Source organism: Lentzea californiensis (genome assembly GCF_024648825.1).
Taxonomy (GTDB): domain Bacteria; phylum Actinomycetota; class Actinomycetes; order Mycobacteriales; family Pseudonocardiaceae; genus Lentzea; species Lentzea californiensis.
The window spans coordinates 195,155-218,270 of sequence record NZ_JANBBE010000002.1 but is presented as its reverse complement, the minus strand read 5'-3'; the positions used below and the strand labels follow the sequence as shown (position 1 = coordinate 218,270).

Genomic DNA, 23,116 nt, shown 5'->3' with positions numbered 1-23,116 from the left:
GAGCAGGGTGGGCCGTGTGCATGGCGACGCTAATCAAGAGAACTTCGGTGCAGACCCTACGAAAGAAGGAAAAAAATCAGTGTTCCCACACTCCGGGAACAACAATCACGTCGGCTTCGACCGGAATGTCCAGCGTTGGTCCCGTTCCGAAAGCGACGAACGCGACCGCGGCACCCCGAGCGGCCAGGTCGAACGCGCCCTCGTGACCGACTTCGGTGCCCGAGCGCAGAAGCGGGCGCACGGAGTCGATCGCCTCGGGCGAGCCGATCACGAACGCCGCGCGCCGGATCTCCGCCTCCGCACGGGGCGTGCGCTGCTCGGCCGGACCCGGGCCGAGCCCGACCAGCGCGAGCCGGCCGCGCGGCAGCACCCGTGCCGCGGCCACGGTCACGTTGTCCCGCTTGAACTTCTCGGCCGCCAGCTCGATCTGGCCGCCGTGCCCGACGCTGCGCGCACCGCGCAACGCGGCTGCCTCCGCGACGCTTGCGGTGCCCATCGAGTTGCGCACGACCGAACTCGGGTTCGGCACCCCGATCTCGGCGAGCTCGCCGGTCGGGAACGTCAGCAGCTCGGCCGTGTCGCCGTGCCAGAAACCCCAGTCCTCCACCGCGTCCACGATGCCGGGTTCGTCCGCCTTGGCGTCCGCTGTCGCGAACGCCTTGATGGCACGCAGGTCCAGGCCGCCCTGAACGTCCAACTCGGACAACGCGGCGCCCACGCTCGTGGCCGACGCACCGCGCGTCGACCCCACTCCGACGACGAGCGTGCGCGGCACGATCCGCAACACGTTCTCCTTCGCCGCGGCGGCCCGGTCGTCGACGACGATCACCCACGTCGCGTCCTCGCCACCCGCCACGACGTTGGGCGGTAACGCGGGCAGCGGGAAGCTCAGCGGATTGCGCAGCACGACCTTCTCGCCCGCCTCGATGGCGGCGGTGCAGCCCTCGACGTCACCGACGGCGGTGGCGTCGAGCTGCTCGACCAGCTCGTCCAGCATCGAGTCGACCAGCGGACCGGTCGTCACCACGGCCGTGCGGTTCAGCACGTCGGCGACGTGACGGGTGAACACGTCCGCGTCGCCGGCCAGCGCGACGACGAAGTGCTCGTCCACGCACACCACGGCGGGATCGGATCGCCTGTCCCGCAACAGGGGCGCGACCAGCCGGACCGCGGACCCCGCGTCCAGGAACAACACGACGGCGCCCAGGCGGGGCCAGAGGCTGCGGACGGCGGGCTTGACCGGGCCGTCGGGGACGACGGCATCGGCACCGAGAAGCCCGGCCAGGTCAGCGGCGTCACCGCGCTGCGCCGGGCCGGCGAACACTCCGATCACTTCTTGTTTCCCCACAACAAGGTCACCGGGACCGCCGGAGCGAATCCCGAGTCCAGCAGGCGCGAGGCGGTCCAGTGCACGCCCTCCACCTCGTAGCCGGCGGCCTGCAACGCGTCCCGCGCGGGCACGATCTCGTCGACGCTCTCCGTCGCGACCACGACACGGCGAGCCGACACCGCCGCCGAAGCCTTGACCGCGCTCAGCTCACCCCGGCCGACGAACACCGCGTCCGGGCGCGGCAACGAAGGCGCGTCCAGCTCGGACTCCTCGACGCGGACGTCGACACCGTGCGCGGAGGCGTTCGCGATGATCCGCACGCACTGCACGGGGTCCGGCTCGACCGCGATCACCGCGGCACCGAGCCGGGCGCACTCCACGCCGACCGCGCCGGAACCCGCGAGCACGTCCCACACCAGCACGCCGGGGCGTGGGGCGAGGCGGGCCAGCACGAACGCGCGCACCTCGGCGCCGAGCACGTGGGTACGGCTCGCGAAGGCGTCGTCCGGGAGCGCCCAGCCGTCGTTCGAGCGGAGGAACTCGTTGTCCGCCAGGCACAACACGGCGTCCGGGGCAGTCCAGCGGCGCGTCACCGCGTCGCGCGGGTCGACGGGGACCAGCTCGTCGCCGTCCTGCACCGTCAGCGTGCGGCGCCAGCCCGCGAGGCCGGCACCGATCTCGGCGGGGCCGATGCCCTCGGCGAGCCTGACGATCACGGCGGAGTGGGCGCGGCACACGTTCAGCGCGGGACGCAGGCCGTCCTCGGCGTCGACGATCTCGACGGAACGGCCCGCTGCCTCCCGCAGCTTCTCCACCGACATCAGTTAGCGGACCGCTTGGGCTTGCGGACCGGCTTCTTCCTCGGGGTGGAAGTCGAGGCGTTGACCGTCGGCGGCTTCGGGATCTCCGCCGCGACCACCGTCAGCTTCGGCTTCGGCGCGGGCTCCTCGGCGGGCCTGCGCACGGACTGCTGTATTTCCTCGACCGCCGTCCACGCCGGGTTCGGCTCGGCCGCGGGAGCGGTGGGAACGGCGGGGGCGGCAGCGGGGATCGGCTCGTCCGTGCGCGTCGCGATGCGCGAGGCGGCACGGCGCGACCAGCGGGTCGGGCGGGCGGCGCGCAGCGGTTCGTCCACCGAGCTCGTGGCCGTCGCCGAGACACGGCGCGTGGGCGCCTTCACCGCGGCACCGACGAGGAACAGCGTCGGGCGGTACAGCTTGTGCTGCTTCACGACCGACTCCAGCTCGCCGATCGTGGTGTGCGCGATCAGTTCGTCGGCCTGGCTCACCTTGTACGCGACGACGACCGGCGTGCTCTCGGAGTACCCGCCCTGCAGGAGCTTCTCCACGAACTGGCCGGTGCGCGCACCCGAGACCGTGGCGGCCATCGTGGTCTGCAGCGCGGCGAACTCGCTCACGAGCTCGCTGCTCTCCGGCGAGATCAGCACCGTGGAGGACGCCTCGGTCTGCGTGAGCTCGCGGCCGATCTTGGCGGCCGCGGCGGCGACGACGGACACGCCCGGCACGACCTCGACCTCGAGGCCGAGACGCACGCACAGGTCGTGCTGCTCCTGAACGCCACCACCGGTCGCGGCGTCACCCGAGTGCAGGCGCACGACGACCTGGCGCGCCGCGGCGGCACGGCGGTACACGTCGGTGATCTCCTCGGGCGTGACGCGCGAGAAGTCGACCAGCTCGGCCTCGGCGCGGGCGTGCTCGCGGACGCACTCGGCGTCCACCGCGCTGGGGGCCCAGACGACCACGTCGGCTTCCGCGATGCGGCGAGCGCCTCGGAGAGTGATGAGGTCGGCGGCACCGGGACCGGCGCCGACGAAGGAGACCCGACCGGTCGTCGTCACGACAGCTCCACAGGGGGTTTGGGGAGAGACTTAAGCGATGACCGTACCGTCTGCCACTCCTGCCACGAACGGGTGGCAGGCCCGCACGAAACGGGCTACGGCCTCCGGGTCACCGGCCGGGTGCGTGTGGAGGTACGACGCGTGCACACCACCCACCACGAAGCCCTCGGCGACGGGCCGTGAGTCGACGCCGCGCCAGTGCCACGCGGGCGGGGTGGAGTGCGGTGTGGACAGCTGGGTCCGGTGGAACTCGTGGCCGGTCACGCGGCTGCCCGGCGGATGTAGTGGTGAGCCGGTGGACGCCACCGCGTCGCGATAGCCCAGGGTCAGCTTCGGGGTCATGAACCCCTCGGCGTCGAGCACGCCGCACATCGGGTGCCCGTCGAGCGATCTCGCGAGGTACAGCAACCCTCCGCATTCGGCGTGCACCGGCGCGCCCGATCGAGCGAACCGGGCGACCGACTCCCGCAACGTCGCGTTGGCCGACAGCGCTTCCGCGTGCTGCTCCGGGAATCCGCCCGGGAGGACGAGTCCCGCCGTGCCCTCCGGGAGGCCCTCGTCGTGCAGCGGGTCGAGCACCGCCACGGCCGCGCCCGCCGCCTTCAGCACCTCGACGTGCTCGGCGTAGCCGAACGTGAAGGCCGCTCCGCCCGCGACCGCGATCACCGGCTCGTCCGCGACGCGTTCGACCTGCGGTTCCCACGCGGAGACCGCCATCGTGGGCACCGACGACGCCAGCCTGCGCACCGCGTCGAGATCGACGTGCTTGGCCACCGCGGCGGCGATCGCGTCCACCGCGGCGACGGCCTCCGGACCGTGCTCCGCCGCCGTCACGAGTCCCAAGTGCCGTGAGGGCAAGGAGAACTGCGGATCGCGCGGCAGCACGCCGAGCACGTCAAGGCCGACCTCGTCGCACGCCGACCGCAGCACCTGCTCGTGCCGTTCCGACCCGACCTGGTTGAGGATCACGCCGCCGAGCCGGACCGTCGGGTCGTAGCCGCGGAACCCGTGCAGCAGCGCGGCCAGCGACCGGCTCTGCCCGCGGGCGTCCACGACGAACAGCACCGGTGCGCCGATCAGCTTGGCGACGTGCGCGGTGGAGCCGATGCCGGCGGTGTCGATGCGGCCGTCGAACAGCCCCATCACGCCCTCGACCACGGCGATGTCGCAGCCCTTCGAGCCGTGCGCGAACAGACCGGGGATCCGGTGCTCGCCGACCATGACCGGGTCGAGGTTGCGGCCCGGTCTCCCGGTCGCCAGCGAGTGGTAGCCGGGGTCGATGTAGTCGGGCCCCACCTTGAACGGCGCGACCCGCGACCCGGCCGCGCGCAACGCGGCCATCAGACCGGTCGCGACGGTGGTCTTGCCGCTGCCGGAGGCCGGGGCGGCGACGACCAGCCTGTTCACCACTCGATCCCCCGCTGCCCCTTCTGCCCGGCGTCCATCGGGTGCTTGACCTTGGTCATCTCCACGACGAGGTCGGCGGCGTCGGCCAACTTCTGCGGCGCGTACCTGCCGGTGATCACGACGTGCTGGTGGCCGGGCCGGTTCGCGAGCGTCTCCACGACCTCGTCGACGTCGATCCAGCCCCAGTGCAGCGGGTAGGTGAACTCGTCGAGCACGTAGAAGCCGTGGCGTTCGGCGTTGATCCTGCGCTGGATCTCGTGCCAGCCTTCGAGCGCGGCCGTGGCGTGATCGTCCTCGGTGCCCTGCTTGCGGGTCCAGGACCAGCCCTCGCCCATCTTGTGCCACTCGACCGCGCCGCCCTCGCCGGTCTCGTCGTGCAGCCGGCCGAGCGCCTTGAACGCGGACTCCTCGCCCACCTTCCACTTGGCGGACTTCACGAACTGGAACACGCCGATGTCCCAGCCCTGGTTCCAGCCGCGCAACGCCATGCCGAAGGCCGACGTCGACTTCCCCTTCATCTCACCGGTGTGCAGCATCAGCAACGGCCTGTTCCTGCGCTGGCGCGTGGTCAGGCCGTCCTTCGGCACCTCGGTGGGTTGTCCTTGAGGCACTGGGGTTCTCCTTGCTCGTTGGTCGCTGCTCCGCAGACTCCGGTGAGTTCGCCGGGAAGCTGGTCGTCCAGCGCGAACTCACGCGGCCCGGACGACGCCGGCGAGGTGGTCGGCGCTGAGCTGGTCGAGCTTCACGCAAGTGCCTTGAAGCGCGTCGGCGATCTTCTGGGCGAGACCGAGGCGGACGTGGCCCTGTTCGCAGTCCACGACCACGACGGCGGTCTTCTCCAGCAGTGTCGCGGCTTTGAGCGCGTCCTTGGTGGGGTCGCCACCCAGGCCGGACGACGTCGCGCGGCCGTCCGTCAGCAGCACCACGAGCGGGCGCTTGCGCGGGTCGCGCATCCGTTCGATCTCCAGGACGCGGTGGGCCTTCAGCAGGCCGTCGGCGAGCGGCGTCCGGCCGCCGGTGCGCATCTTCTTCAGGCGCGTGGCCGCCGCGTCGACGGACGTCGTCGGGGGGAGCGCGAGCTCGGCCTGGTTGCCGCGAAACGTCACCACGCCGACCTTGTCCCGGCGCTGGTAGGCGTCGCGCAGCAACGAGATCACCGCGCCGCTGACGGCCGACATCCGCTTCTGCGCCGCCATCGAGCCCGACGCGTCGACGACGAACAGGACGAGGTTCGACTCTTTGCCCTCGCGGACCGCCTTGCGCAGGTCGGACGCGGTGAGCAACAGCCCGGGACCGCTGCGGCCGCGCGCCGCCTGGTGTGGTGCCGCGTTCGTGAGCGTGTCGACCAGGTGCAGGCCACTGCCGTCCACTTTGGACGATCGGACGATCCGGCCCGTGCGGGCGCGGGCCCGGGAACGCTTGCCCGGTGCGCCTTCCCCGACTCCGGGAACCTCCAGCAGCCGCGCCTTGAACGCGGGCGACGGCTCCGGTGCCGGACGGTCGGCGGGCGCGTTCCCGTTGCCCTTCGGGCCTTCCTGCGGCTCGGGCAGCTCACCGCCGCCGGGACCGTCGTCGTCCGGGCCCTCCGGCGGCTCCTCCGCGTGCTCGGCCGCCTGGCACATCGCGTCCTCGAGCTGCTGCTCCTCGATGCCGGGCTCGTCGAACGGGTCGCGGCGGCGCCGGTGCGGCAACGCGAGCCGGACCGCGGTCTCGACGTCCGTCTCCTCGACCTCGGTGGCGCCGCGCCACGCCGCGTGGGCGGTGGCGGCACGGGCGACGACGAGGTCCGCGCGCATGCCGTCGACCTCGAAAGCGGCACAGACGGCGGCGATCCGGCGGAGTTCACCGTCCGGAAGGGACACCTGCTTCAGGTTGGCGCGGGCGTCGGTGATCTTCTGCTTGAGCTCGGCGTCCTGCCCGGCCCACTTCGCCGCGAACGTGACGGGGTCGGCCTCGTAGGCGAGCCGCCGCCGGATGACCTCGGTGCGCACGGCGACGTCCCGCGCGGCCTTCACCGCCACGGTCAGCCCGAACCGGTCGAGCAGCTGCGGCCGCAGCTCGCCCTCCTCGGGGTTCATGGTGCCGACCAGCAGGAACTGGGACGGGTGCGAGACCGAGACGCCCTCGCGCTCGACGTGCGCGCGGCCCATGGCGGCGGCGTCGAGCAGCAGGTCGACCAGGTGGTCGTGCAGCAGGTTGACCTCGTCGACGTAGAGCACGCCGCGGTGCGCCGCGGCCAGCAGGCCGGGCTGGAACGCCCGCACGCCCTCGGTCAGCGCCTTCTCCAGGTCGAGCGACCCGACCAGCCGGTCCTCGGTGGCGCCGACGGGCAGTTCCACGAGCCGGGCCGGCCGCCGTTCGACACCCTCGTGCGGAGCGTCGGGGCAGTCGGTGGTGCCGGGCGCGCAGCCGAAGCGGCAGCCCCGGGACACGTCGAGGTCGGGCAACAGCGCGGCGAGGGCCCGCACGATGGTCGACTTCGCGGTGCCCTTCTCGCCGCGGACCAGAACGCCGCCGATGCCGGGGTGCACGGCGTTCAGCAGCAGGGCAAGGCGGAGGTCTTCATGTCCGACGACAGCCGAAAAGGGGTACATGCTCGGCGAAGTCCTTCCTCGGGTGTCCACGCCCGCGGTCGGTGGTCGAAGAGGGGGACGAGTTCCTGACTCCCGGTTCTCTCGCTACCGGTCACAGTCGCGGGACGGCGCCGGATTCACACCGGCTTCCTCGCACTCCCCTCACAGCCCCGGCATCGTCGCATTTCGCACCGCCAGGTCCAACAGCCAGGTGAGCGACGTCGCCCTAGATCAGACTCTGGAACTCCGCCCAGGCCTCCTCGACCTCCTCCGCCGTCCACTCCAGGGCGGGCTCGGCGACGGTGATCTCGTTCTTCGCGAGCGTCCCGTCCCGCCAGAAGTTGCCGAGGAACTCGCCGCTCACCTCGGTCAGCCGCTGCGGGTCGCCGGGCAGGTGCAGCGCGAACTGGTGGGTGTGCGGCTCGGGCAGACCCATGGCGGACGCCACGACCTTGGCGTGCTCGACGTACGTGCCGAGCTTCGGCAGCACGGTGTCCAGGCCGTGCAACGCGGACAGCGCCGCCGGCCACTGCTGGAACAGCATGCCGCCGTACCGGTGCCGCCACACCCGTGCCTGGTCGACGAAGTCCTGGGTGCCGGCGAGCGCCGCGCCGGAGATGCCTTCGAGGGACTTGTAGAACGACACGTAGACCGAGTCGAACAGGCCCGCGATCTCCGGCAACGGCTTGCCCAGGCCGAAGGTGCTCTCCCACAGCCGCGCGCCGTCGAGGTGCACGACCGCGTCCCGTTCGCGGGCGGCGTCGACGAGCGAGGTCAGCTCGTCCCAGGTGGGCAGGACGAACCCGGCTTCGCGGTCCGGTACCTCCAGCAGCAGCGTCCCGTACGGCTCCGGGCAGGTCGCGACCTGGGAGTTCGGCACCTTGATCGGGCGCAGGCCGGACAGCACGGTGAGCGCGTCGTCCTCGTGGTTGAGCTGGTGGGCCTGCGGATGCATCGCGACGATCGGGTTGTGCGTGCGGTCCGCCCAGCACTTGAGGGCGATCTGCTGCGCCATGGTCCCGGTCGGCACGAACAGCGCGGCCTCGGTGCCCAGGAGCTGCGCGACCCGCGTCTCCAGCGCGCCCACCGGCCCGCCGTCGCCGTAGCGGTCGGGGTCGACGTCCGGCACCGGGCCGAGCCTCTCCAGGAGCGTCTTCTTGCGGGTTCCGGAGAGCTGTCGGTTCATCACCCGGGCATCAAACCTCAGGTCAGCGAGTCACTGCCACCGACTTCGGTGCGCGGAACGACAGCAGGTTCAGCCACTCCGGCTCCGGGCCCACCAGGCGCAGCGACGGCTCGTGCTCGGCGACGGTCCGCAACGTCACGGCGGCCTCCAACCGGGCCAGCCCTGCTCCGAGGCAGAAGTGCCGGCCATAGCCGAACGCGAGGTGCCGGGGGTCGGTCTCCTTGCCGCTCAACAACAACACGAGTTCCGCGCCGGCAGGCACGCGCACCCCGGACAGCACGACCTCCCGCGCGGTCAGCCGCCGCCACGTCACCACGGGCGTCTCGGTCCGCAGCACGTCCTCGACGAACGACTCGGCCACGCCGGGTTCGGGCAGTCGCGCCCACAGCGAGCGGTCCTGCAACGCACGGCGCAACGCCGTCGACAGCAGCTGGGTCGTCGTCTCCTGGCCCGCGATCAGCAGGAAGTAGCAGAGACCGGCGGAGTCCTCAGCGGACACCCCGGCGTCGGCCAGCGCGCAGAACAGCTCGCCGTCGCGGGCGTGGTAGCGCTTGACCAGCCACTGGTGGAAGTCGCCGACGTCGTCGACCAGTTCCATCTGCCGTTCGCGGGTGATGTCGCCCCAGAAGAACTCCAGCGAACCGGTGCTCCAGCGCTTCAGCGTCAGGATGTCCACGTTCGGCAGTCCCAGCAGGTCCATCAGCACGATCGCGGGCAGGTCCCACGCGAGCGAGCGCACGAGATCCGCGCCACCCAGGCGTTCCGAAACCAGGGACCGGATGCGAGGCTCCGCAGCGGCGACACGAGCCGGTGTGAAGAACGAGGCCACGAGCCGCCGCAGGTCGGCGTGCGACGAGGACCCGTTGTTCGCGAGCGTCGGCGGCAACGAGAAGCGGGCCCTCACCAGGGCGCGCAGGGCGGCCGGAGCCACCGGGGTGACGGCGGTGAGCGCGTTGTCGGGCAGGAAGGTGACCGGATCGGCCAGCACGGCGCGCACGTCGTCGTAGGCCGACACCACCCAGCGTCCGCCGAGGAACTGCACCGGCGAGGTGAGTTCGGCGCGCGTGAAGGTGAACAGGTCCACGAGCGGCACGCTAGCGGGCGGATGGGAGACTCGGTCGGTGACCGTGAGCACAACTGAGGCGAGTTCCAGCGGCGGTGAGTCGACGCTCGACTGGATCGACACCCGCTCCGAAGCGCGGGCCAAGGCCGGTCTGAGCCGGCGACTGCGGCCGCGCACGTCGGACTCGACGGACCTCGACCTCGCGAGCAACGACTACCTGGGCCTCGCCAAGGACAAGCGCGTCGCGGGTGCCGCGGCCGCCGCCACGCTGAAGTGGGGTTCGGGCTCGACCGGATCGCGCCTGGTCACGGGCTCGACCGAGCTGCACGCCGAGCTGGAGTTCGAGCTCGCGAACTTCTGCGGCTCGCAGTCGGCGCTCGTGTTCAGCAGCGGGTACATGGCGAACCTCGCCGCGGTCACGGCGCTGACGGGCCCCGGTACGGCGATCGTCGCCGACCAGCACATCCACGCCTCGCTGATCGACGGCACGCGCCTGTCCAAGGCCGACGTCGTCGTCGCGGACCACTGCGACGTCGGCAAGGTCCGGCACGCGCTGGAGACCCGCGGCAAGCGGCGCGCGATCGTCGTCACGGACTCGGTGTTCAGCGTCGACGGCGACATCGCCCCGCTGAACGAACTGCACGAGGCCTGCCGTGCGACCGGCGCCGCGCTGGTCGTCGACGACGCGCACGGCCTCGGTGTCGTCGGGCCCGGTGGCCGCGGCGCGGTCGCCGAGGCGGGCATCATCAAGGCGCCGGACGTGATCACCACGCTGACGCTGAGCAAGTCGCTGGGCGCGCAGGGCGGTGCGGTCCTCGGCCCGAGCCGGGTGATCAGGCACCTGATCGACACCGCGCGCCCGTTCATCTTCGACACCGGCCTCGCGCCGAGCAGCGTGGCGGCGGCCCTCACGGCGATCAAGATCCTGCGCGAGGAGCCGGACCGTCCCGAGCGGGCGCTGACCGTGGCGCACGACCTGAGCAACCGCCTGAAGGAGGCCGGTTTCCAGGTCAGCACACCGACCGCGGCCGTCGTGAGCGTGCGGGCGCCCTCGCCGGAGCAGGCGTTCCAGTGGGCCGAGACGTGCCGCACGAGCGGTGTCGTCGTCGGCTGCTTCCGGCCGCCGTCGGTACCGGACCAGATCAGCAGGCTGCGGCTCACCGCGCGCGCCGATCTGACCGAGGCCGACATCGAGCGCGCGGTGCGCGTGATCAGGGAGAGCGCCGCATCCGCAGGTGTGGAATCCCGTCCTCGATGAACTCGGTGCCCTCGGCGACGAACCCGAACGACGCGTAGAAGTCGGCGACGTACGTCTGCGCGTCGAGCACTGACGGCGTGGTGCCGATGTCCACGAGCGCGGCCTGCATGAGCCGGCGGCTGTACCCGCGGCCGCGGGCCATGCGCGCCGTGGCGACGCGTCCGACGCGGAACGTGCCGTCGGGTTCCTCGAGCAACCGCAGGTAGGCGAGCGGGTCGAGCGTTCCCTCCGTCTCCAGCCAGAAGTGCCGTGTCCCCTGGTCGAGGTCACGGCCGTCCACGTCGGCGTAGACGCAGTTCTGCTCCACGACGAAGACGTCCTGACGCAGCCGCAGGATCGCGTAGAGCTGGGCGGGGCTCAGGTCGAGCCCCCACTGGCGGCGCAGGGTGGCGGGAAACTGTGTGGTTCGCACCTGGTCGTGGATATCAGAAGCCCAGCGTCTGCCGGTAGTTCGCGAGCCGGGTGTAGACACCGGGTTCATCGGGCCGGGCGCAGCCGCGGCCGAACGACACGACGCCCGCGAGCCTGCCGCGCACCACGAGCGGCCCGCCCGAGTCGCCGGTGCAGGCGTCCCTGTCACCGCGCCCCGCGCACAGCATCGCGCCCTGCCGGTAGTCCGGTTCCTTCCGCAGGCACTCGGAGTCGGACAGGATCGGCACCGTCACCTTGCGCAGCGACATGGCGGGCGGGCTGTTCTCGGCGGTGCGGCCCCAGCCGAGCACCACGCCGTCGTCACCGACCTCGCCGAGCGCGATCGTCCGGTACGGCACGGCCTGGGCCAGCGTCAGCACCGCCACGTCGTCGCCCTTGGTGACCTCGACGTACTCGGGGTGCCGCCACACGCTCGCGACCACCGCCTCGACTCCCTCGGCCTTGCTCCTGAGGTCCGTGCGGCCGGCGACCACGCGCAACTGCTCGGCGGGACGCTGGTTCTTGCCGAGCACGCCCTTGAGCGTCACGCAGTGCGCGGCGGTGATGACCTTGTCCGGGGCGACGAGCGTGCCACCGCAGATCAGCTGACCGTCCGTGGTGGTGATCGCCACAACCCAGGGGGTGTCGGCCACCCGCGCGGGTGTCCCCCCGACGATCGCATCGGCGGACGTCGCGCCACTGACCAGGGCGATCACCGCCACCAGCACGGCAAGCCGCTTACCCCTCACGGACCACTCCTCGTTGCACCAGGTGGACGAACGGTCACCTACGGTAGCGATCGCGCTAGGACGACGTCAAAACCGGAGATTCTCGTGTTAGTGTCCCGTTAGGCCGAAGATTTTACGGTCTGTGGTGTAGCTCACGGGGGTATGTACGGTGTTGTTCGACTTCGGCCAGGTTCCGGCCTTCCTCATCGCGTGCGCGGTCGTCATCGTGACCCCCGGCGTGGACGCGTTCCTGCTGCTGCGCACGTCACTGCGGTCCGGCACCCGCGCCGGCCTGCTCGCGCTGGGCGGCATCCACACGGCCGCGGCGGTCCAGGTCGCACTGGTCATCTCGGGCCTGGGAGTGGTGCTCGCGCAGTACCCGATGGTGCTCGTGGCGCTGCGCTGGATCGGCGCCGGCTACCTGCTCTACCTGGCGGTTTCCATCACGCGCGGGCTCATCAGGCGCACCGGGGACGCCCCGGAGGAGGTCATGAGCACACGGCCGTTCCGGCAGGGCTTCCTGACCAACATCACGAACCCGAAGATGATCCTGTTCTCGCTGGCGTTCCTGCCACAGTTCATCGGATCGGGTGAACCGGCACCGCAGCTCGCGATGCTCGCGGTCCTGTTCCTCGGACTCGCGGCGGTGTGGGAGCTGATGATCGTGCTGGCGGCGTCGCGGGTGGCCGGGAAGCTCAAGCGGCCCGGCGTGACGACGGCGCTGGACGCGGTGTGCGCGGCCGTCTTCCTGACGATGTCCGTCGGGCTCGTGCTCTAGCAGAGGACGGGTGGCCCGACGACGACGTCGGGCCACCAGCCGCGACTTACGGGTCGACGACCACGGGCGGCGAAGCATCCACGACCGCGTGAAGGTCCTTCGCGTAGCGCGAGATCCGGACGTACACACCCGGCTTGCCCCTGCGGGCACAGCCCTCACCCCACGACGTGACGCCGACGAGCTTGCCGTCCACCACGATCGGGCCTCCCGAGTCGCCCTGGCAGGTGTCGACCTTGCCGCCCTCGTAGCCCGCGCAGAACATGTCCGCCTTCACGAACTGCGGGTAGGTGTCCACGCAGAACTCGTCCGGCAGCACCGGCACGGTGGCCTGCAGGAGGAAGCGGGACGTCTTGCCGTTCTCGGACGTGCGGCCCCAGCCGAGCGCGCGCAGCATCGTGCCGGGCTGGTAGAGCGCCTCGTCGGAGAGTTCGGCGAAGGGCAGCGGCTCGTACGGCAGCGCGTCCCTCAGCGTCAGGACGGCGACGTCCTCGCCCTCGTCCGCGGCAACGTACTGCTGGTGGATCCAGATCTTGGTGACATCGGCCGTCACCCCGGCCCTGCGGTCCTGCTTGTCCTCGCGACCGGCGACGACCTTCAGTTCCCTCGGCGAGCGGCCGAGCGCGCAGTGGGCGGCGGTGAGCACCTTGGACGGCGCGACGATCGTGCCGCCGCAGAACTGGGCACCACGTTCGTCGACCAGGTAAACGGCCCACGGGTTTGCCTGGATGGACGCCCGCTCGCCGCCGACGATCCGTTCGTCGGCGGCGGCGGTGCCCGTTGACGCGAGAATTGCGGAGAGAACCAACACCAGGAGTCGTCTCATGACTCCAGATGGTAGCTACTCCGCTGGGCCGTTCGGAGCAACCTTGCTCCACAGCTTTCCGGCAGCGCCCATGACCGACTCGCCGATGTCGTTGATCGTCTTGATCAGCGGGTCGGCGGAGTTGCTCATGGACTCCTTGTACGACCGGGCGGCGCCCTTGATGTCGTCGCTGAGGTTCGTCGTCGGCCGGTCGTCCTCGCGGCGCGCGTACGTGCCGGTCAGGATCTCGCGGTACTCCTCGCTCGCTGACCAGCGCTGCAGCTCGGCGGCCCGCACCACGACCAGCGGGTGCGTGCGGTGCTCGGTGTGCAGGAGCTTGAGGAGGCTGTCGCGGATGTCCTCGACCTCCTCGTACTCCCTGGCCTGGGCGAGGAACGACGCGATGTCGACCTGGCCGCCCAGGTCGCCCGCCAGCGCGAGGTGCGTGCGCAGCGCCGCCTGCGGGTCCTGGCAGGCGAGCAGGCCGGCCCGGTCGCAGGAGAGCTCGGTCTTGCGCTGCCACTCGCGCAACGCCGCGATGACCGCGCGCATCGCGATCGCTCCCGCGGGCACCCACGCGAAGGAGGTGGTGAGGTCGATCAGCCGGCGCAGCAGCGTGTTGTACAGCGCGTGGCCCGACATCGCGTGGCCCATCTCGTGACCGATCAGGAAGCGCAGCGACTCGTTGTCGAGCAGGTCGACCGAGCCGGTGCTGATCACGATGAACGGCTTGTCGATGCCGTAGGTGTAGCCGTACGCCTGGGCGTTGCGCTCGACGAAGAGCTCGGGCACCTCGGCGAGGTCGAACGTCGCCGCCACCTCGTTGCGGATGCGGTCGAGCTGCGGGTACTGCTTGGGACCGACCCGGACGGACGACGCCACCTGAAGCAGGCGCTCACCCCGCTCGGTGAAGGCTCCGGCGACCGCCTTGAGGATCGGTGCCACGGCGGGCACCGCCCTCAGCACCGCGAGGGCGCCTCGGTCGGCAGGATGCTCATAGGCGCGTGGGCTGATGCCCGGGAACCGCACCCTCGATGACTGCTCAATATCCCCCGTCACTCCCCCAGGTTAGACACGATCCGGACAAGCCTGCACGGAAACGGCGTCAGACCGTTGCAAACTTGCCCGGTGAGCAGCGACGAAGACACCACGGTTCTGCCGTTGCGCGGCGGAGCCTCAGCGACCCTGGTCCGCCGGCGGGCCGCGGCCAACGACCGCGGCGCCATCCTCTACGTGCACGGTTTCGCGGACTACTTCTTCCAGGAGCACGTGGCCGAGCACTACACCGCCCAGGGCTACGACTTCTACGCCGTCGACCTGCGCGGGTACGGCCGGTCGCTGCGGGACGGCGAGGTGCCGAACTACACGACCGACATGGCCGTGTACTTCGAGGAGATCGACGCGGCGATCGCCGTCATCCGCGAAGAGCACTCGCGTGTGGTCCTCATGGGTCACTCGACCGGTGGCCTCACCACGTCGTTGTGGGCGCACGAACGACGCTCAAGCGAGCTCATCGACGCGTTGGTGCTCAACAGCCCATGGCTGGACGTGGTCGAGCCGCCGTTGATGCGGCAGGTCGTGAAGCTGATCGGCGGGCTCGCGCCGAAGGTGAAGATCCGCGCGAACCTCGGTGAGGCGTACGGGGCCGCGATCCACAACTCGCGCAACGGCGAGTGGGACTTCGACCTGAAGTGGAAGCCGCTCGCGGGTTTCCCCGTGCTGGCCGGGTGGATCCGGGCTGTGCTGGTGGCGCAGGAGAAGGTCCACAAGGGACTCGACGTGCGGGTCCCGGTGCTGGTGCTGCACTCCGACAGGAGCATGTTGAACGCTCGGGAGTGGAGCGAGGACGTCTCCAAGGCGGACGCCGTGCTCGACGTCGAGGGAATGCGCAAGTGGGGTCCGAAGATCGGATCATCGGTCAAGGTGGTGGAGATCAAGGCCGGCATGCACGACCTGTTCCTGTCGCCTGAGCCAGTGCGTGCGGCGGCCCTCGCCGAAGTCGACGAGTTCCTGAAAACAGCTTGACCTCGTTGTAGGTCGAGGTTCGAGACTGGTCGTCATGAACATCGACTTCAACGCCTGGTACGCGCTCGAAAGCGCGATGCAGGACGAGAAGAACCGTCGCGTGAGCCGGGCGACGTTGAAGCGTGTCGCCCGGTTCGCCCACCCACAACGACATGCCGTGTACGCGTTGCTCGCCACCAGCGCGGTCGCGGCCGTGCTCGCGGTGGCCTCCCCGGTGCTGGCCGGACGGGTCGTCGACACCATCATCGGCGGCCGTGACTTCGGGCTGGTCGTGTGGCTCGCGCTGGCGATCGCCGGCGTGGCGGTGCTGGAGGCCGGGTTCTCGCTGGCCGAGCGCTGGCAGTCGTCGCGGGTGGGCGAGGACCTGATCCTGCGGCTGCGGCAGGCCGTCTTCGACCACGTGCAACGGATGCCCATCGCGTTCTTCACCCGCACGCGCACCGGTGCGCTGGTGTCGCGGCTGAACAACGACGTGATCGCGGCACAGCGGGCGTTCTCCGAGACGATCTCCGGCGTCGTCACGAACGTGATCGCGCTCGTGTTGACCCTGATCGTGATGCTGACGCTGTCGTGGCAGGTCACGGTGCTCGCGATGCTGTTGCTGCCGATCTTCCTGATCCCCGCGCGGCGCATGGGCAAGCGGTTGGCGTCCCTGCACCGCGAGGCGGCCAACCTCGACTCGATGATGACGACCCAGATGACCGAGCGGTTCTCCGCGCCGGGCGCGACGTTGATCAAGCTGTTCGGCCGGCCCTCCATCGAGAGCGCCGAGTTCGGGACGCGGGCGCGGCGGGTGCGCGACATCGGCGTGCGGACCGCGGTGGCGCAGTGGCTGTTTTTGGTGGCGTTGACCCTGGTGTCGTCGCTGGCGCTGGCGCTGGTCTACGGGCTGGGCGGGTACTTCGTGTTCGCCGGGCAGATGGCGCCGGGCACGATCGTGACGCTCGCGCTGCTGCTCACGAGGCTGTACGCGCCGTTGACGGCGTTGGCCGGCGCACGGGTGGACGTGATGACGGCGCTGGTGTCGTTCGAGCGCGTCTTCGAGGTGCTCGACCTGCCGCCGCTGATCAAGGAGAAGCCGGAGCCGGTCTCCGTGCCCGACGGGCCGGTGCGGGTCGAGTTCTCCGACGTGAAGTTCGCCTACCCGTCCGCCGAGAAGGTGTCGCTGGCGTCGCTGGAGGAGGTGGCGTCGCTCGACACCCGCGGTGGCGAGGAGATCCTCGGCGGGGTGTCGTTCGTGGCGGAGCCCGGCTCGCTGATCGCGCTGGTCGGTGCGTCGGGTGCGGGCAAGTCGACGATCGCCTCACTGGTGCCCCGCCTGTACGACGCGGACTCCGGTGCCGTCCGGCTGTCCGGTGTGGACGTCCGTGACCTGTCGTTCGACTCGATCCGCGAGACCGTCGGCATGGTGACGCAGGACGGGCACCTGTTCCACGAGTCGATCGGCGCGAACCTGCGGCTCGCCGCCCCCACGGCCACGGACGAGGAGATCTGGGACGCGCTGACCCGCGCCCGGCTCGCGGACCTGGTGGCGTCGCTGCCGGATCAGTTGGACACCGTCGTGGGCGAACGCGGCTACCGTCTTTCGGGTGGCGAACGGCAACGGCTGACCATCGCGCGGTTGCTGCTGGCCAAGCCCCGCGTCGTGATCCTGGACGAGGCGACCGCGCACCTGGACTCGCGATCGGAAGCCGCCGTGCAGGAGGCGCTGGTCGAGGCGCTCGCCGGCCGGACGTCACTGGTGATCGCGCACCGGCTCTCGACCATCCGCGCGGCGAACCAGATCCTGGTCGTGGACAAGGGGCAGATCGTCGAACGTGGTACGCATGAAGCGTTGCTGGCCCTGGAAGGCCACTACGCCAAGCTGTACCGCACGCAGTTCAGTGAAGAGCCGATCGGAGCACCGTGAGCATTCCCTCGCCCGACAACCTCTACCCGTTGCCGGACTACGCCCGCACGGTGCTGCTCAAGCCGTTGGTGAAGAACCCGCAGATCGAGGTCGGCGAGTACACCTACTACGACGACCCGCACCACGCCACGGAGTTCGAGCAGCGCAACGTGCTCTACAACTACGGCGCGGAGAAGCTGGTCATCGGGCGCTACTGCGCGCTGGCGGAGGGCGTCCGGTTCATCATGTCCGGCGCCAACCACAGCATGGCGGGCGTGTCGACGTTCCCGTTCACGATCTTCGGCGGCGTCTGGGGCGAGAAGACGCTCGACATCGCGCTGGGAGCGCCGAGCCGTGGCGACACGGTGGTGGGCAACGACGTCTGGATCGGCTACAACGCCGTGATCATGCCGGGCGTGCGGATCGGCAACGGCGCGATCATCGCCGCCGGTTCCGTGGTGGTGTCGGACGTTCCCGCGTACGGCATCGTCGGCGGCAACCCCGCGAAGCTGCTGAAGACGCGCTACAGCGAGGCGGACGTCGCACTGCTGGAACGCGTCGCGTGGTGGGACTGGCCGGTGGAGAAGGTGACCGAACACGTCCGCGTGATCATGGCCGGCACGCCCGCCGAGCTCGCCGCCGTCGCTCCGTGAAGGCACTGCTGATCACCGGCCCGGTCGGGGTCGGCAAGACGACGGTGGCAGAGGCCGTCGGCGCGCGACTCGTCGAAGCGAAGGTCCCGCACGCCGTCATCGACCTCGACCAGCTGTCGGCGTGCTGGCCCGCACCGGCCGAAGACCCGTTCCACCTCGAACTGCAGCTGCGGAACCTGCAAGCCGTGGTGCGCAACTACGTCGACGCCGGTGTGCACCGCATCGTGCTCGCGGGAGTGGTGGAGAGCCGGGCCGGCCGCGAGCGGTACGCCGAGGTCGTCGGCGCGAAGCTCAACGTCTGCCGGCTGAAGGCGGACCTGTCCGTCCTCCACCGGCGGCTCGCGGCGCGGCACCACGACGAGGCCGGGCTGCGGTGGCACCTGAACCGGGCCGAGGAGCTGGAGATGATCTACAGCACCACCTGGATCGAGGACTTCGTGGTCTCCGCGGACCAGCCGGTGGCCGAGGTGGCGCAGGACGTGATCTCGTGGTGGCTGGCCGCGGAACGGCAGCCGATCGAGTCGCCGGCGTCCGGCTGAACGTCAGACCGGGTACCCGGTCGCCACGACGTCGCCGGTGACGGCGGCCAGGGTCGTGCCGGGGTTGAGCGCGGTCACGACGCCCGCGGTCAACGGCAGCCCGGCGTAGAAGTGCCGGACCGCGCCGAGGTCGACCGGCATCTCGTAGTAGTCCTGCGCCCACTCCCGGAACGCCTCGGGCGTGCCGTCGGTCAGCAGGGCGAACAGCCAGTCGGCCCCGTCGTCGCCTCCCTCGGGGAAGGCGATGTCTCCGTGCCGCCATGCGGTGTCGCCGTGCTCACGCCACAGGCACACCGTGACGTACGGCGTGCCGAACTCGTCGGAGAACGCCGGTTCCTCCACGCAATCACGGAACACCTCAGGCACCCTGTCGAGAACACCGGGCCACGGCTCCTCGTCGTCGGTGGCGTAGGGGCTCATGGGCGACTCGTGGTCGAACCCGCGCACGTATGCCCCCGCGGCCGTGAACGTGATGGAGTACTCGTTGCCCGCGCCGTCCCGCATGGACGCCAGCTCCTCGCCAGGCGCCCACGCGGTGTCGTAGAGGTGGTGCCGGTCATCGCTGCCGGGGCTGAGCACGACGTCCAGCGCGGCCAGTGCACGACACAGCGAGCGCAGTTCCGGGATGGCGGGCAGGAGACGAGCGACGTCGTACGCGGACATGCCGACATCCAAGCAGGCACCCGGAACGTGCGAGTGCTGGTCACGAGCGGAGATCGGCGGGATGGCGTCCGGGTGAAACTTCGCGACGACCGCCGCCTGACGCGCGATCATGGGCACATGGAGTACGACCGCTACTGCGACCTGACCATGCGCGGCGGTACGACCAGCGGAGTCGTGTACCCGCTCGCGGTCGCCTCGCTGGCCCGCCACTACGAGTTCAAGCAGATCGGCGGTTCGTCCGCCGGCGCCATCGCGGCGGGGTTCACCGCGGCGGCCGAACGCGGGCGCGCCTCCGGTGGCTTCGAGAAGCTGGCCGGGCTGATCGACTGGTTCACGTCCGGGCCGGGCGCCGAGCGGTGGCGGATGGCACAGCTGTTCCAGCCCGCCGAGAAGACCCGTGCGCTGTACCGGATCGTCGTCGCGTCCATGCAGAAGCGGGAGACGACGGGGCGCAGTGCGATCTCGTGCCTGTTCTTCGCGTTGCTGGGCGCGGTCGGGTGGCGCGCGAAGTCCGTGCTGGCGCTGATGGCGTTGCTGTGGCTGGGCGGGCCCGTGCTGTTCTCGGCGTGGCTCGCGCCTTCGGCGTATCCGGGGTGGCTCGCGGTGGTCGTCGTCGTGGTGGCGCTGGCGTGCCTGGTGATCGTGCTGTGGCCGTTGCGGTCGAGTCTGCCCTGGCCTGCCTGGATGTTCGCGGCGGTGCCGCTCGCGTTGGGCCTGGCGTTCTCCCGGCATCACGCGACGACGGCGATCGTGCTGCTGGTCTGGCTGGTGCTGTCGCTGGCGGCCGTCAGCGCGCTGTTCGTCACGTACGGGTATGCCATGCAGCGGTTCCTGAAGAACAACGCGCGGTCCATCCACTTCGGACTCGTGCCCGGCACCGGTGACTTCAGGCCGTCGTGGCTCGACCGGCTGGCGGGCGTGCCGAAGTCGACAGGCGTGCCGCCGCTGGCCGACTGGATCGCGGACCAGCTGGACGACATCGCGGGGACCGACGAGGCGTTGACGTTCGGCGACCTCGGCGACATCAACCTCGTGCTGATGACGACCGACCTGTCCGGGGGAAGGCCGTACCGGTTGCCGTTCAAGGAGGAGTGGCAGTACTGCGAGGAGTGTCTCGGCTACGTCCTGCCGCGCCGGGTGGTCGAGCAGCTGAACGGGCGCGAGACGGCTTCCAAATGCCCGCTGCACGAGTACATGCCGTTGCGGGACCTGCCTTCGCGCGACGAGCTGCCGGTCGTGGTCGCCGTGCGGATGTCGCTGTCGTTCCCCGGCCTGATCGCCGCGGTGCCGCTGTGCCGGGACGGGCGTGTGCACTGGTTCTCCGACGGCGGCATCACCAGCAACTTCCCGATCCACTTCTTCGACGCGCTGCTGCCGCGCTGGCCCACGTTCGGTCTGAGCCTGCAGCCCTACCCGAACGGCGACACGAAGGACGTGTGGCTGCCGGAACAGGACGCGTCGGCCTCGGGCACGCCCTACTCGTCGATCGGTTCCATGCCGCGGTTCCTGGTGTCCATCCTGGACACATTCCTGGACTGGCGCGACACCATGCAGTCGGCGCTGCCCGGCTACCGCGGCCGCATCGCGCACGTGCGGCAGTCGGCCGACGAGGGCGGCTCGAACCTGTTCATGCCGCCTGCCACCATCCGCAAGCTCGCACTGCGCGGCCAACGGGCCGGTGACCTGCTGCGCGAACGCTTCCAGCAGCAGCAGAACACCGACCGCTACCGCTGGATCCGGCTGCGCATCGCGCTGCGCGAGTACCAGGACCTCGGCGCGCAGGCAGCCGACCGCGACGCGCTGTACGAGGAACTGCTGCGGCGGTTCGAGATTCCCGAGGAGTTGCACGACTGGTTCCGCACTCCCCCGGCCGACGGTGATCCGTTCCGGGCCGGGATCGAGGTGGCGCTGGACCACGTCGGGGTGCTCAAGGACGACGGTCCGTTCGACGGGGTGCCGCCGGTCGATCCGGATTTGCGGCTGACGCCACCCGAGTAGGCGCGCTAGCCTGGTCCCGTGACGCGATTTAGCCACCCCCGACCCGCGTGGGTGGCGCGCGCCTGAAATTCCCGTCGGCCGGGGGACTCCGCAACCAGGAACCCAGGCCAGAAGAACGGGAAACCCATGTACCGCAACGAAGAGCTCGTGCACGCCCTGAACGTCCGCGACCTCACCGATCCCGCGCAGGGCCCGCACGCGATGCAACTCCTGATCGTCGAGCTCAAAGCCGTGCTGGACGACCCGCGGGAAGTCCGCCACCACCCGCTCGTCCCGGTGGAGCACAACTACGAGCACCTCGGCTACCCGAGGGACGCGATCACCCGCGACGCCCGCTACACCAGGTACGTCAGCGAGACCTGCATGCTCCGCAGCCACACCACGGCGATGATCCCGCCTGCGCTCAAGGACGTGTCCCCGGACGTGACGCTGCTCTGCCCCGGCCTCGTCTACCGCCGCGACACGGTCGACCGCCTGCACACCGGCACACCGCACCAGCTCGACGTCTGGCGGATCAGCAGCAGCCCCGAACCACTCGACGACCTCATCGACACGGTCGTCAGGACCCTGTTGCCCGGCAAGCGTTATCGCACGATCGACGCCGAGCACCCGTACACCACGCACGGCAAGCAGATCGACGTCGAGCACGACGGCCAGTGGGTTGAAGTCGGCGAGTGCGGACGGGCCGCGCGACACGTCCTCAAACACCACCCGCACGGCCTCGCGATGGGCCTCGGGCTGGATCGAATCCTGATGCTGCGCAAGGGAGTCCCGGACATCCGCCTGCTGCGCAACCCCGACCCGCGCATCAGCTCACAGATGCTGGACCTGGCCGAGTACCGGCCGATCTCCCGGCACCCGGCCGCGATCAGGGACATCTCGATCATGGCGGGCCACGACGACGACGCGGACATGCTGGGCGACCGGATCCGGGCGCTGGTGCCCGAGGACGTCGTCGAGGAGATCGAGGTGCTCAGCGAGACGCCGTCGGAACAGCTGCCGGACCACGTTCAGGAGAGGCTCGGCGCGAGGCCTGGCCAGAAGAACGTGCTGATCCGCGTGACGATGAGGGCGCCGGAACGCACCCTCACCGACCGCGAGACGAACGAGATCAGGGACAGGCTGCTTCAGGGCTTGCGGCCCACGGCGCCGTAGATGCCCACGTGGGCCTCGTCGAAGGAGTCCGGGCGCCAGTCGTTGACCGCGACCACGCCCGGCTCCAGCATCTCCATGCCCTCGAAGAACCGCGTCACCTCGGCGTGCGTGCGCATGGTGAGCTTGTTGTCCGAGTTGCTGTAGATCTTGGCGACCTCACGTGCCTCGGCGAGTTCCTGCTCGGACAGCGTGTCCCAGGTGGCGTGGGTGATGGCCAGGTACGAGCCGGACGGCAGGTCGGCCATGTACTGGGCGATGGCCTCGTACGGGCTGTCGGTGTCTGGGACGAAGTGCAGCGCGGCGATGACCAGCACGCCGACCGGGCGGGAGAAGTCGAGCGTCTCGCGGGCGCCGGCGAGGACCGTGGAGGTCGCGCGCAGGTCGGCGAGGATCGCGTTCGCGTTGGGGTTGTCGGCCAGCAGGGCGTTGCTGTGCGAGACGGCGACGGGCTCGAAGTCGACGTAGACGACGCGCGCGTCCGGGTTGTCGTGCTGGGCGATCTCGTGGACGTTGCCGACGGTCGGGATGCCCGATCCCAGGTCGAGGAACTGGTCGACCCCCTCCGTCATCAGGTGGCGGACGACCCGGCGCAGGAAGGAGCGGTTCGCCTGCGCGCTCTGGGCGACGCCGGGGAAGATCTGCTCCACCTGCTTGGCGGCGGCGCGGTCGGCTTCGAAGTTGTGCGAGCCGCCCAGGTAGTAGTCGTACATCCGCGCCACGCTCGGGCGCGTGACGTCGACCGTGGACGGGACCCACTTCAGCTCTTCCATCACGTGCGCATCCTCCGTCGTCGCCACACGG

At 70.4% G+C, this 23,116-nt stretch carries 22 protein-coding genes and 1 riboswitch; of the genes, 8 read left to right on the top strand and 14 right to left on the bottom strand.

From position 1 onward, the window contains the following. Positions 1-76: 76 nt before the first annotated feature. The 8 genes from LX88_RS11915 to LX88_RS11880 all read right to left on the bottom strand — a co-directional run bounded on the left by LX88_RS11915 (position 77) and on the right by LX88_RS11880 (position 9,438). Positions 77-1,333, bottom strand: a complete 1,257-nt coding sequence (locus tag LX88_RS11915; protein WP_258947841.1) for a cobalamin biosynthesis protein — start codon at positions 1,331-1,333, stop codon at positions 77-79. After that, a complete protein-coding gene (locus LX88_RS11910) occupies positions 1,330-2,145 on the bottom strand; it encodes a hypothetical protein (protein WP_258947840.1) in 816 nt (271 codons plus the stop codon). Before LX88_RS11910 ends, LX88_RS11915 begins: the two co-directional genes overlap by 4 nt. A gap of 5 nt (positions 2,146-2,150) precedes the next feature. Then, entirely contained in the window at positions 2,151-3,188 is a 1,038-nt protein-coding gene (locus tag LX88_RS11905; RefSeq protein ID WP_258947839.1) for a cobalt-precorrin-4/precorrin-4 C(11)-methyltransferase, read from the bottom strand. A gap of 30 nt (positions 3,189-3,218) precedes the next feature. Beyond that, complete coding sequence (locus tag LX88_RS11900; protein ID WP_258947838.1) at positions 3,219-4,598, bottom strand: cobyrinic acid a,c-diamide synthase CobB; 1,380 nt, start codon at positions 4,596-4,598, stop codon at positions 3,219-3,221. Next, entirely contained in the window at positions 4,592-5,206 is a 615-nt protein-coding gene (gene cobO, locus LX88_RS11895; protein ID WP_258947837.1) for a cob(I)yrinic acid a,c-diamide adenosyltransferase, read from the bottom strand. The genes LX88_RS11900 and cobO overlap by 7 nt, the downstream gene beginning before the upstream one ends. Before the next feature lie 78 nt (positions 5,207-5,284). Beyond that, on the bottom strand, positions 5,285-7,189 hold the full coding sequence (locus tag LX88_RS11890; RefSeq protein ID WP_258947836.1) for a putative cobaltochelatase: 1,905 nt from the start codon (positions 7,187-7,189) through the stop codon (positions 5,285-5,287). A 39-nt stretch (positions 7,190-7,228) separates the two neighbouring features. After that, positions 7,229-7,355: riboswitch (cobalamin riboswitch) on the bottom strand. A gap of 39 nt (positions 7,356-7,394) precedes the next feature. Then, on the bottom strand, positions 7,395-8,354 hold the full coding sequence (locus LX88_RS11885) for a threonine aldolase family protein (RefSeq protein WP_258947835.1): 960 nt from the start codon (positions 8,352-8,354) through the stop codon (positions 7,395-7,397). 22 nt (positions 8,355-8,376) lie between these two features. Next, entirely contained in the window at positions 8,377-9,438 is a 1,062-nt protein-coding gene (locus LX88_RS11880) for a cytochrome P450 family protein (protein ID WP_258947834.1), read from the bottom strand. A 43-nt stretch (positions 9,439-9,481) separates the two neighbouring features. Here LX88_RS11880 and LX88_RS11875 point away from each other — a divergent pair, with 43 nt between their 5' ends. After that, positions 9,482-10,675: an 8-amino-7-oxononanoate synthase gene (locus LX88_RS11875; protein WP_258947833.1), complete on the top strand. Its 1,194-nt coding sequence runs from the start codon at positions 9,482-9,484 to the stop codon at positions 10,673-10,675. Here the strand turns inward: LX88_RS11875 and LX88_RS11870 are convergent. Together LX88_RS11870 and LX88_RS11865 are read right to left on the bottom strand one after the other, a co-directional pair. Next, positions 10,629-11,087 (bottom strand): GNAT family N-acetyltransferase, encoded by a 459-nt coding sequence (locus LX88_RS11870; protein ID WP_245983288.1) that lies wholly within the window; start codon positions 11,085-11,087, stop codon positions 10,629-10,631. The two genes, LX88_RS11875 and LX88_RS11870, sit on opposite strands and share 47 nt — an antisense overlap. 13 nt (positions 11,088-11,100) lie before the next feature. Beyond that, positions 11,101-11,835 carry a serine protease gene (locus LX88_RS11865; protein ID WP_258947832.1) on the bottom strand — a complete coding sequence of 245 codons (735 nt, stop codon included), beginning with the start codon at positions 11,833-11,835 and terminating at the stop codon, positions 11,101-11,103. 148 nt (positions 11,836-11,983) lie between these two features. Between LX88_RS11865 and LX88_RS11860 the strand changes: the two genes are divergently transcribed. Beyond that, a complete protein-coding gene (locus LX88_RS11860) occupies positions 11,984-12,592 on the top strand; it encodes a LysE family translocator (RefSeq protein ID WP_258947831.1) in 609 nt (202 codons plus the stop codon). 46 nt (positions 12,593-12,638) lie between these two features. On the opposite strand, the gene LX88_RS11855 is transcribed toward LX88_RS11860, so the two are convergent. Next, a complete protein-coding gene (locus LX88_RS11855; protein ID WP_258947830.1) occupies positions 12,639-13,415 on the bottom strand; it encodes a S1 family peptidase in 777 nt (258 codons plus the stop codon). 15 nt (positions 13,416-13,430) lie between these two features. Further along, positions 13,431-14,453 (bottom strand): M48 family metallopeptidase, encoded by a 1,023-nt coding sequence (locus LX88_RS11850; protein WP_258947829.1) that lies wholly within the window; start codon positions 14,451-14,453, stop codon positions 13,431-13,433. Between the two features lie 69 nt (positions 14,454-14,522). On the opposite strand from LX88_RS11850, the gene LX88_RS11845 reads away from it, so the two are divergent. The 4 genes from LX88_RS11845 to LX88_RS11830 are packed head-to-tail and all read left to right on the top strand — an operon-like array spanning position 14,523 to position 18,499. Continuing rightward, positions 14,523-15,419 (top strand): alpha/beta hydrolase, encoded by an 897-nt coding sequence (locus LX88_RS11845; RefSeq protein ID WP_258947828.1) that lies wholly within the window; start codon positions 14,523-14,525, stop codon positions 15,417-15,419. Positions 15,420-15,453: 34 nt separating this feature from the next. Next, complete coding sequence (locus LX88_RS11840; protein WP_258947827.1) at positions 15,454-17,328, top strand: ABC transporter ATP-binding protein; 1,875 nt, start codon at positions 15,454-15,456, stop codon at positions 17,326-17,328. Further along, positions 17,325-17,960: a CatB-related O-acetyltransferase gene (locus LX88_RS11835; RefSeq protein WP_090074229.1), complete on the top strand. Its 636-nt coding sequence runs from the start codon at positions 17,325-17,327 to the stop codon at positions 17,958-17,960. The genes LX88_RS11840 and LX88_RS11835 overlap by 4 nt, the downstream gene beginning before the upstream one ends. Next, positions 17,957-18,499: an AAA family ATPase gene (locus tag LX88_RS11830; RefSeq protein ID WP_258947826.1), complete on the top strand. Its 543-nt coding sequence runs from the start codon at positions 17,957-17,959 to the stop codon at positions 18,497-18,499. Before LX88_RS11835 ends, LX88_RS11830 begins: the two co-directional genes overlap by 4 nt. 3 nt (positions 18,500-18,502) lie before the next feature. Here LX88_RS11830 and LX88_RS11825 read toward each other — a convergent pair whose 3' ends face one another. Continuing rightward, positions 18,503-19,273, bottom strand: a complete 771-nt coding sequence (locus LX88_RS11825; RefSeq protein ID WP_258947825.1) for a hypothetical protein — start codon at positions 19,271-19,273, stop codon at positions 18,503-18,505. Positions 19,274-19,279: 6 nt separating this feature from the next. Here LX88_RS11825 and LX88_RS43605 point away from each other — a divergent pair, with 6 nt between their 5' ends. Next, positions 19,280-21,160: a patatin-like phospholipase domain-containing protein gene (locus LX88_RS43605; protein ID WP_307790115.1), complete on the top strand. Its 1,881-nt coding sequence runs from the start codon at positions 19,280-19,282 to the stop codon at positions 21,158-21,160. Positions 21,161-21,286: 126 nt separating this feature from the next. Then, positions 21,287-22,315, top strand: coding sequence for a PheS-related mystery ligase SrmL (gene srmL / locus LX88_RS11810; RefSeq protein ID WP_258947824.1), 1,029 nt, complete (start codon positions 21,287-21,289; stop codon positions 22,313-22,315). Here srmL and LX88_RS11805 read toward each other — a convergent pair. After that, positions 22,288-23,085, bottom strand: a complete 798-nt coding sequence (locus LX88_RS11805; RefSeq protein WP_258948231.1) for an SAM-dependent methyltransferase — start codon at positions 23,083-23,085, stop codon at positions 22,288-22,290. The two genes, srmL and LX88_RS11805, sit on opposite strands and share 28 nt — an antisense overlap. Between the last annotated feature and the right edge of the window lie 31 nt (positions 23,086-23,116).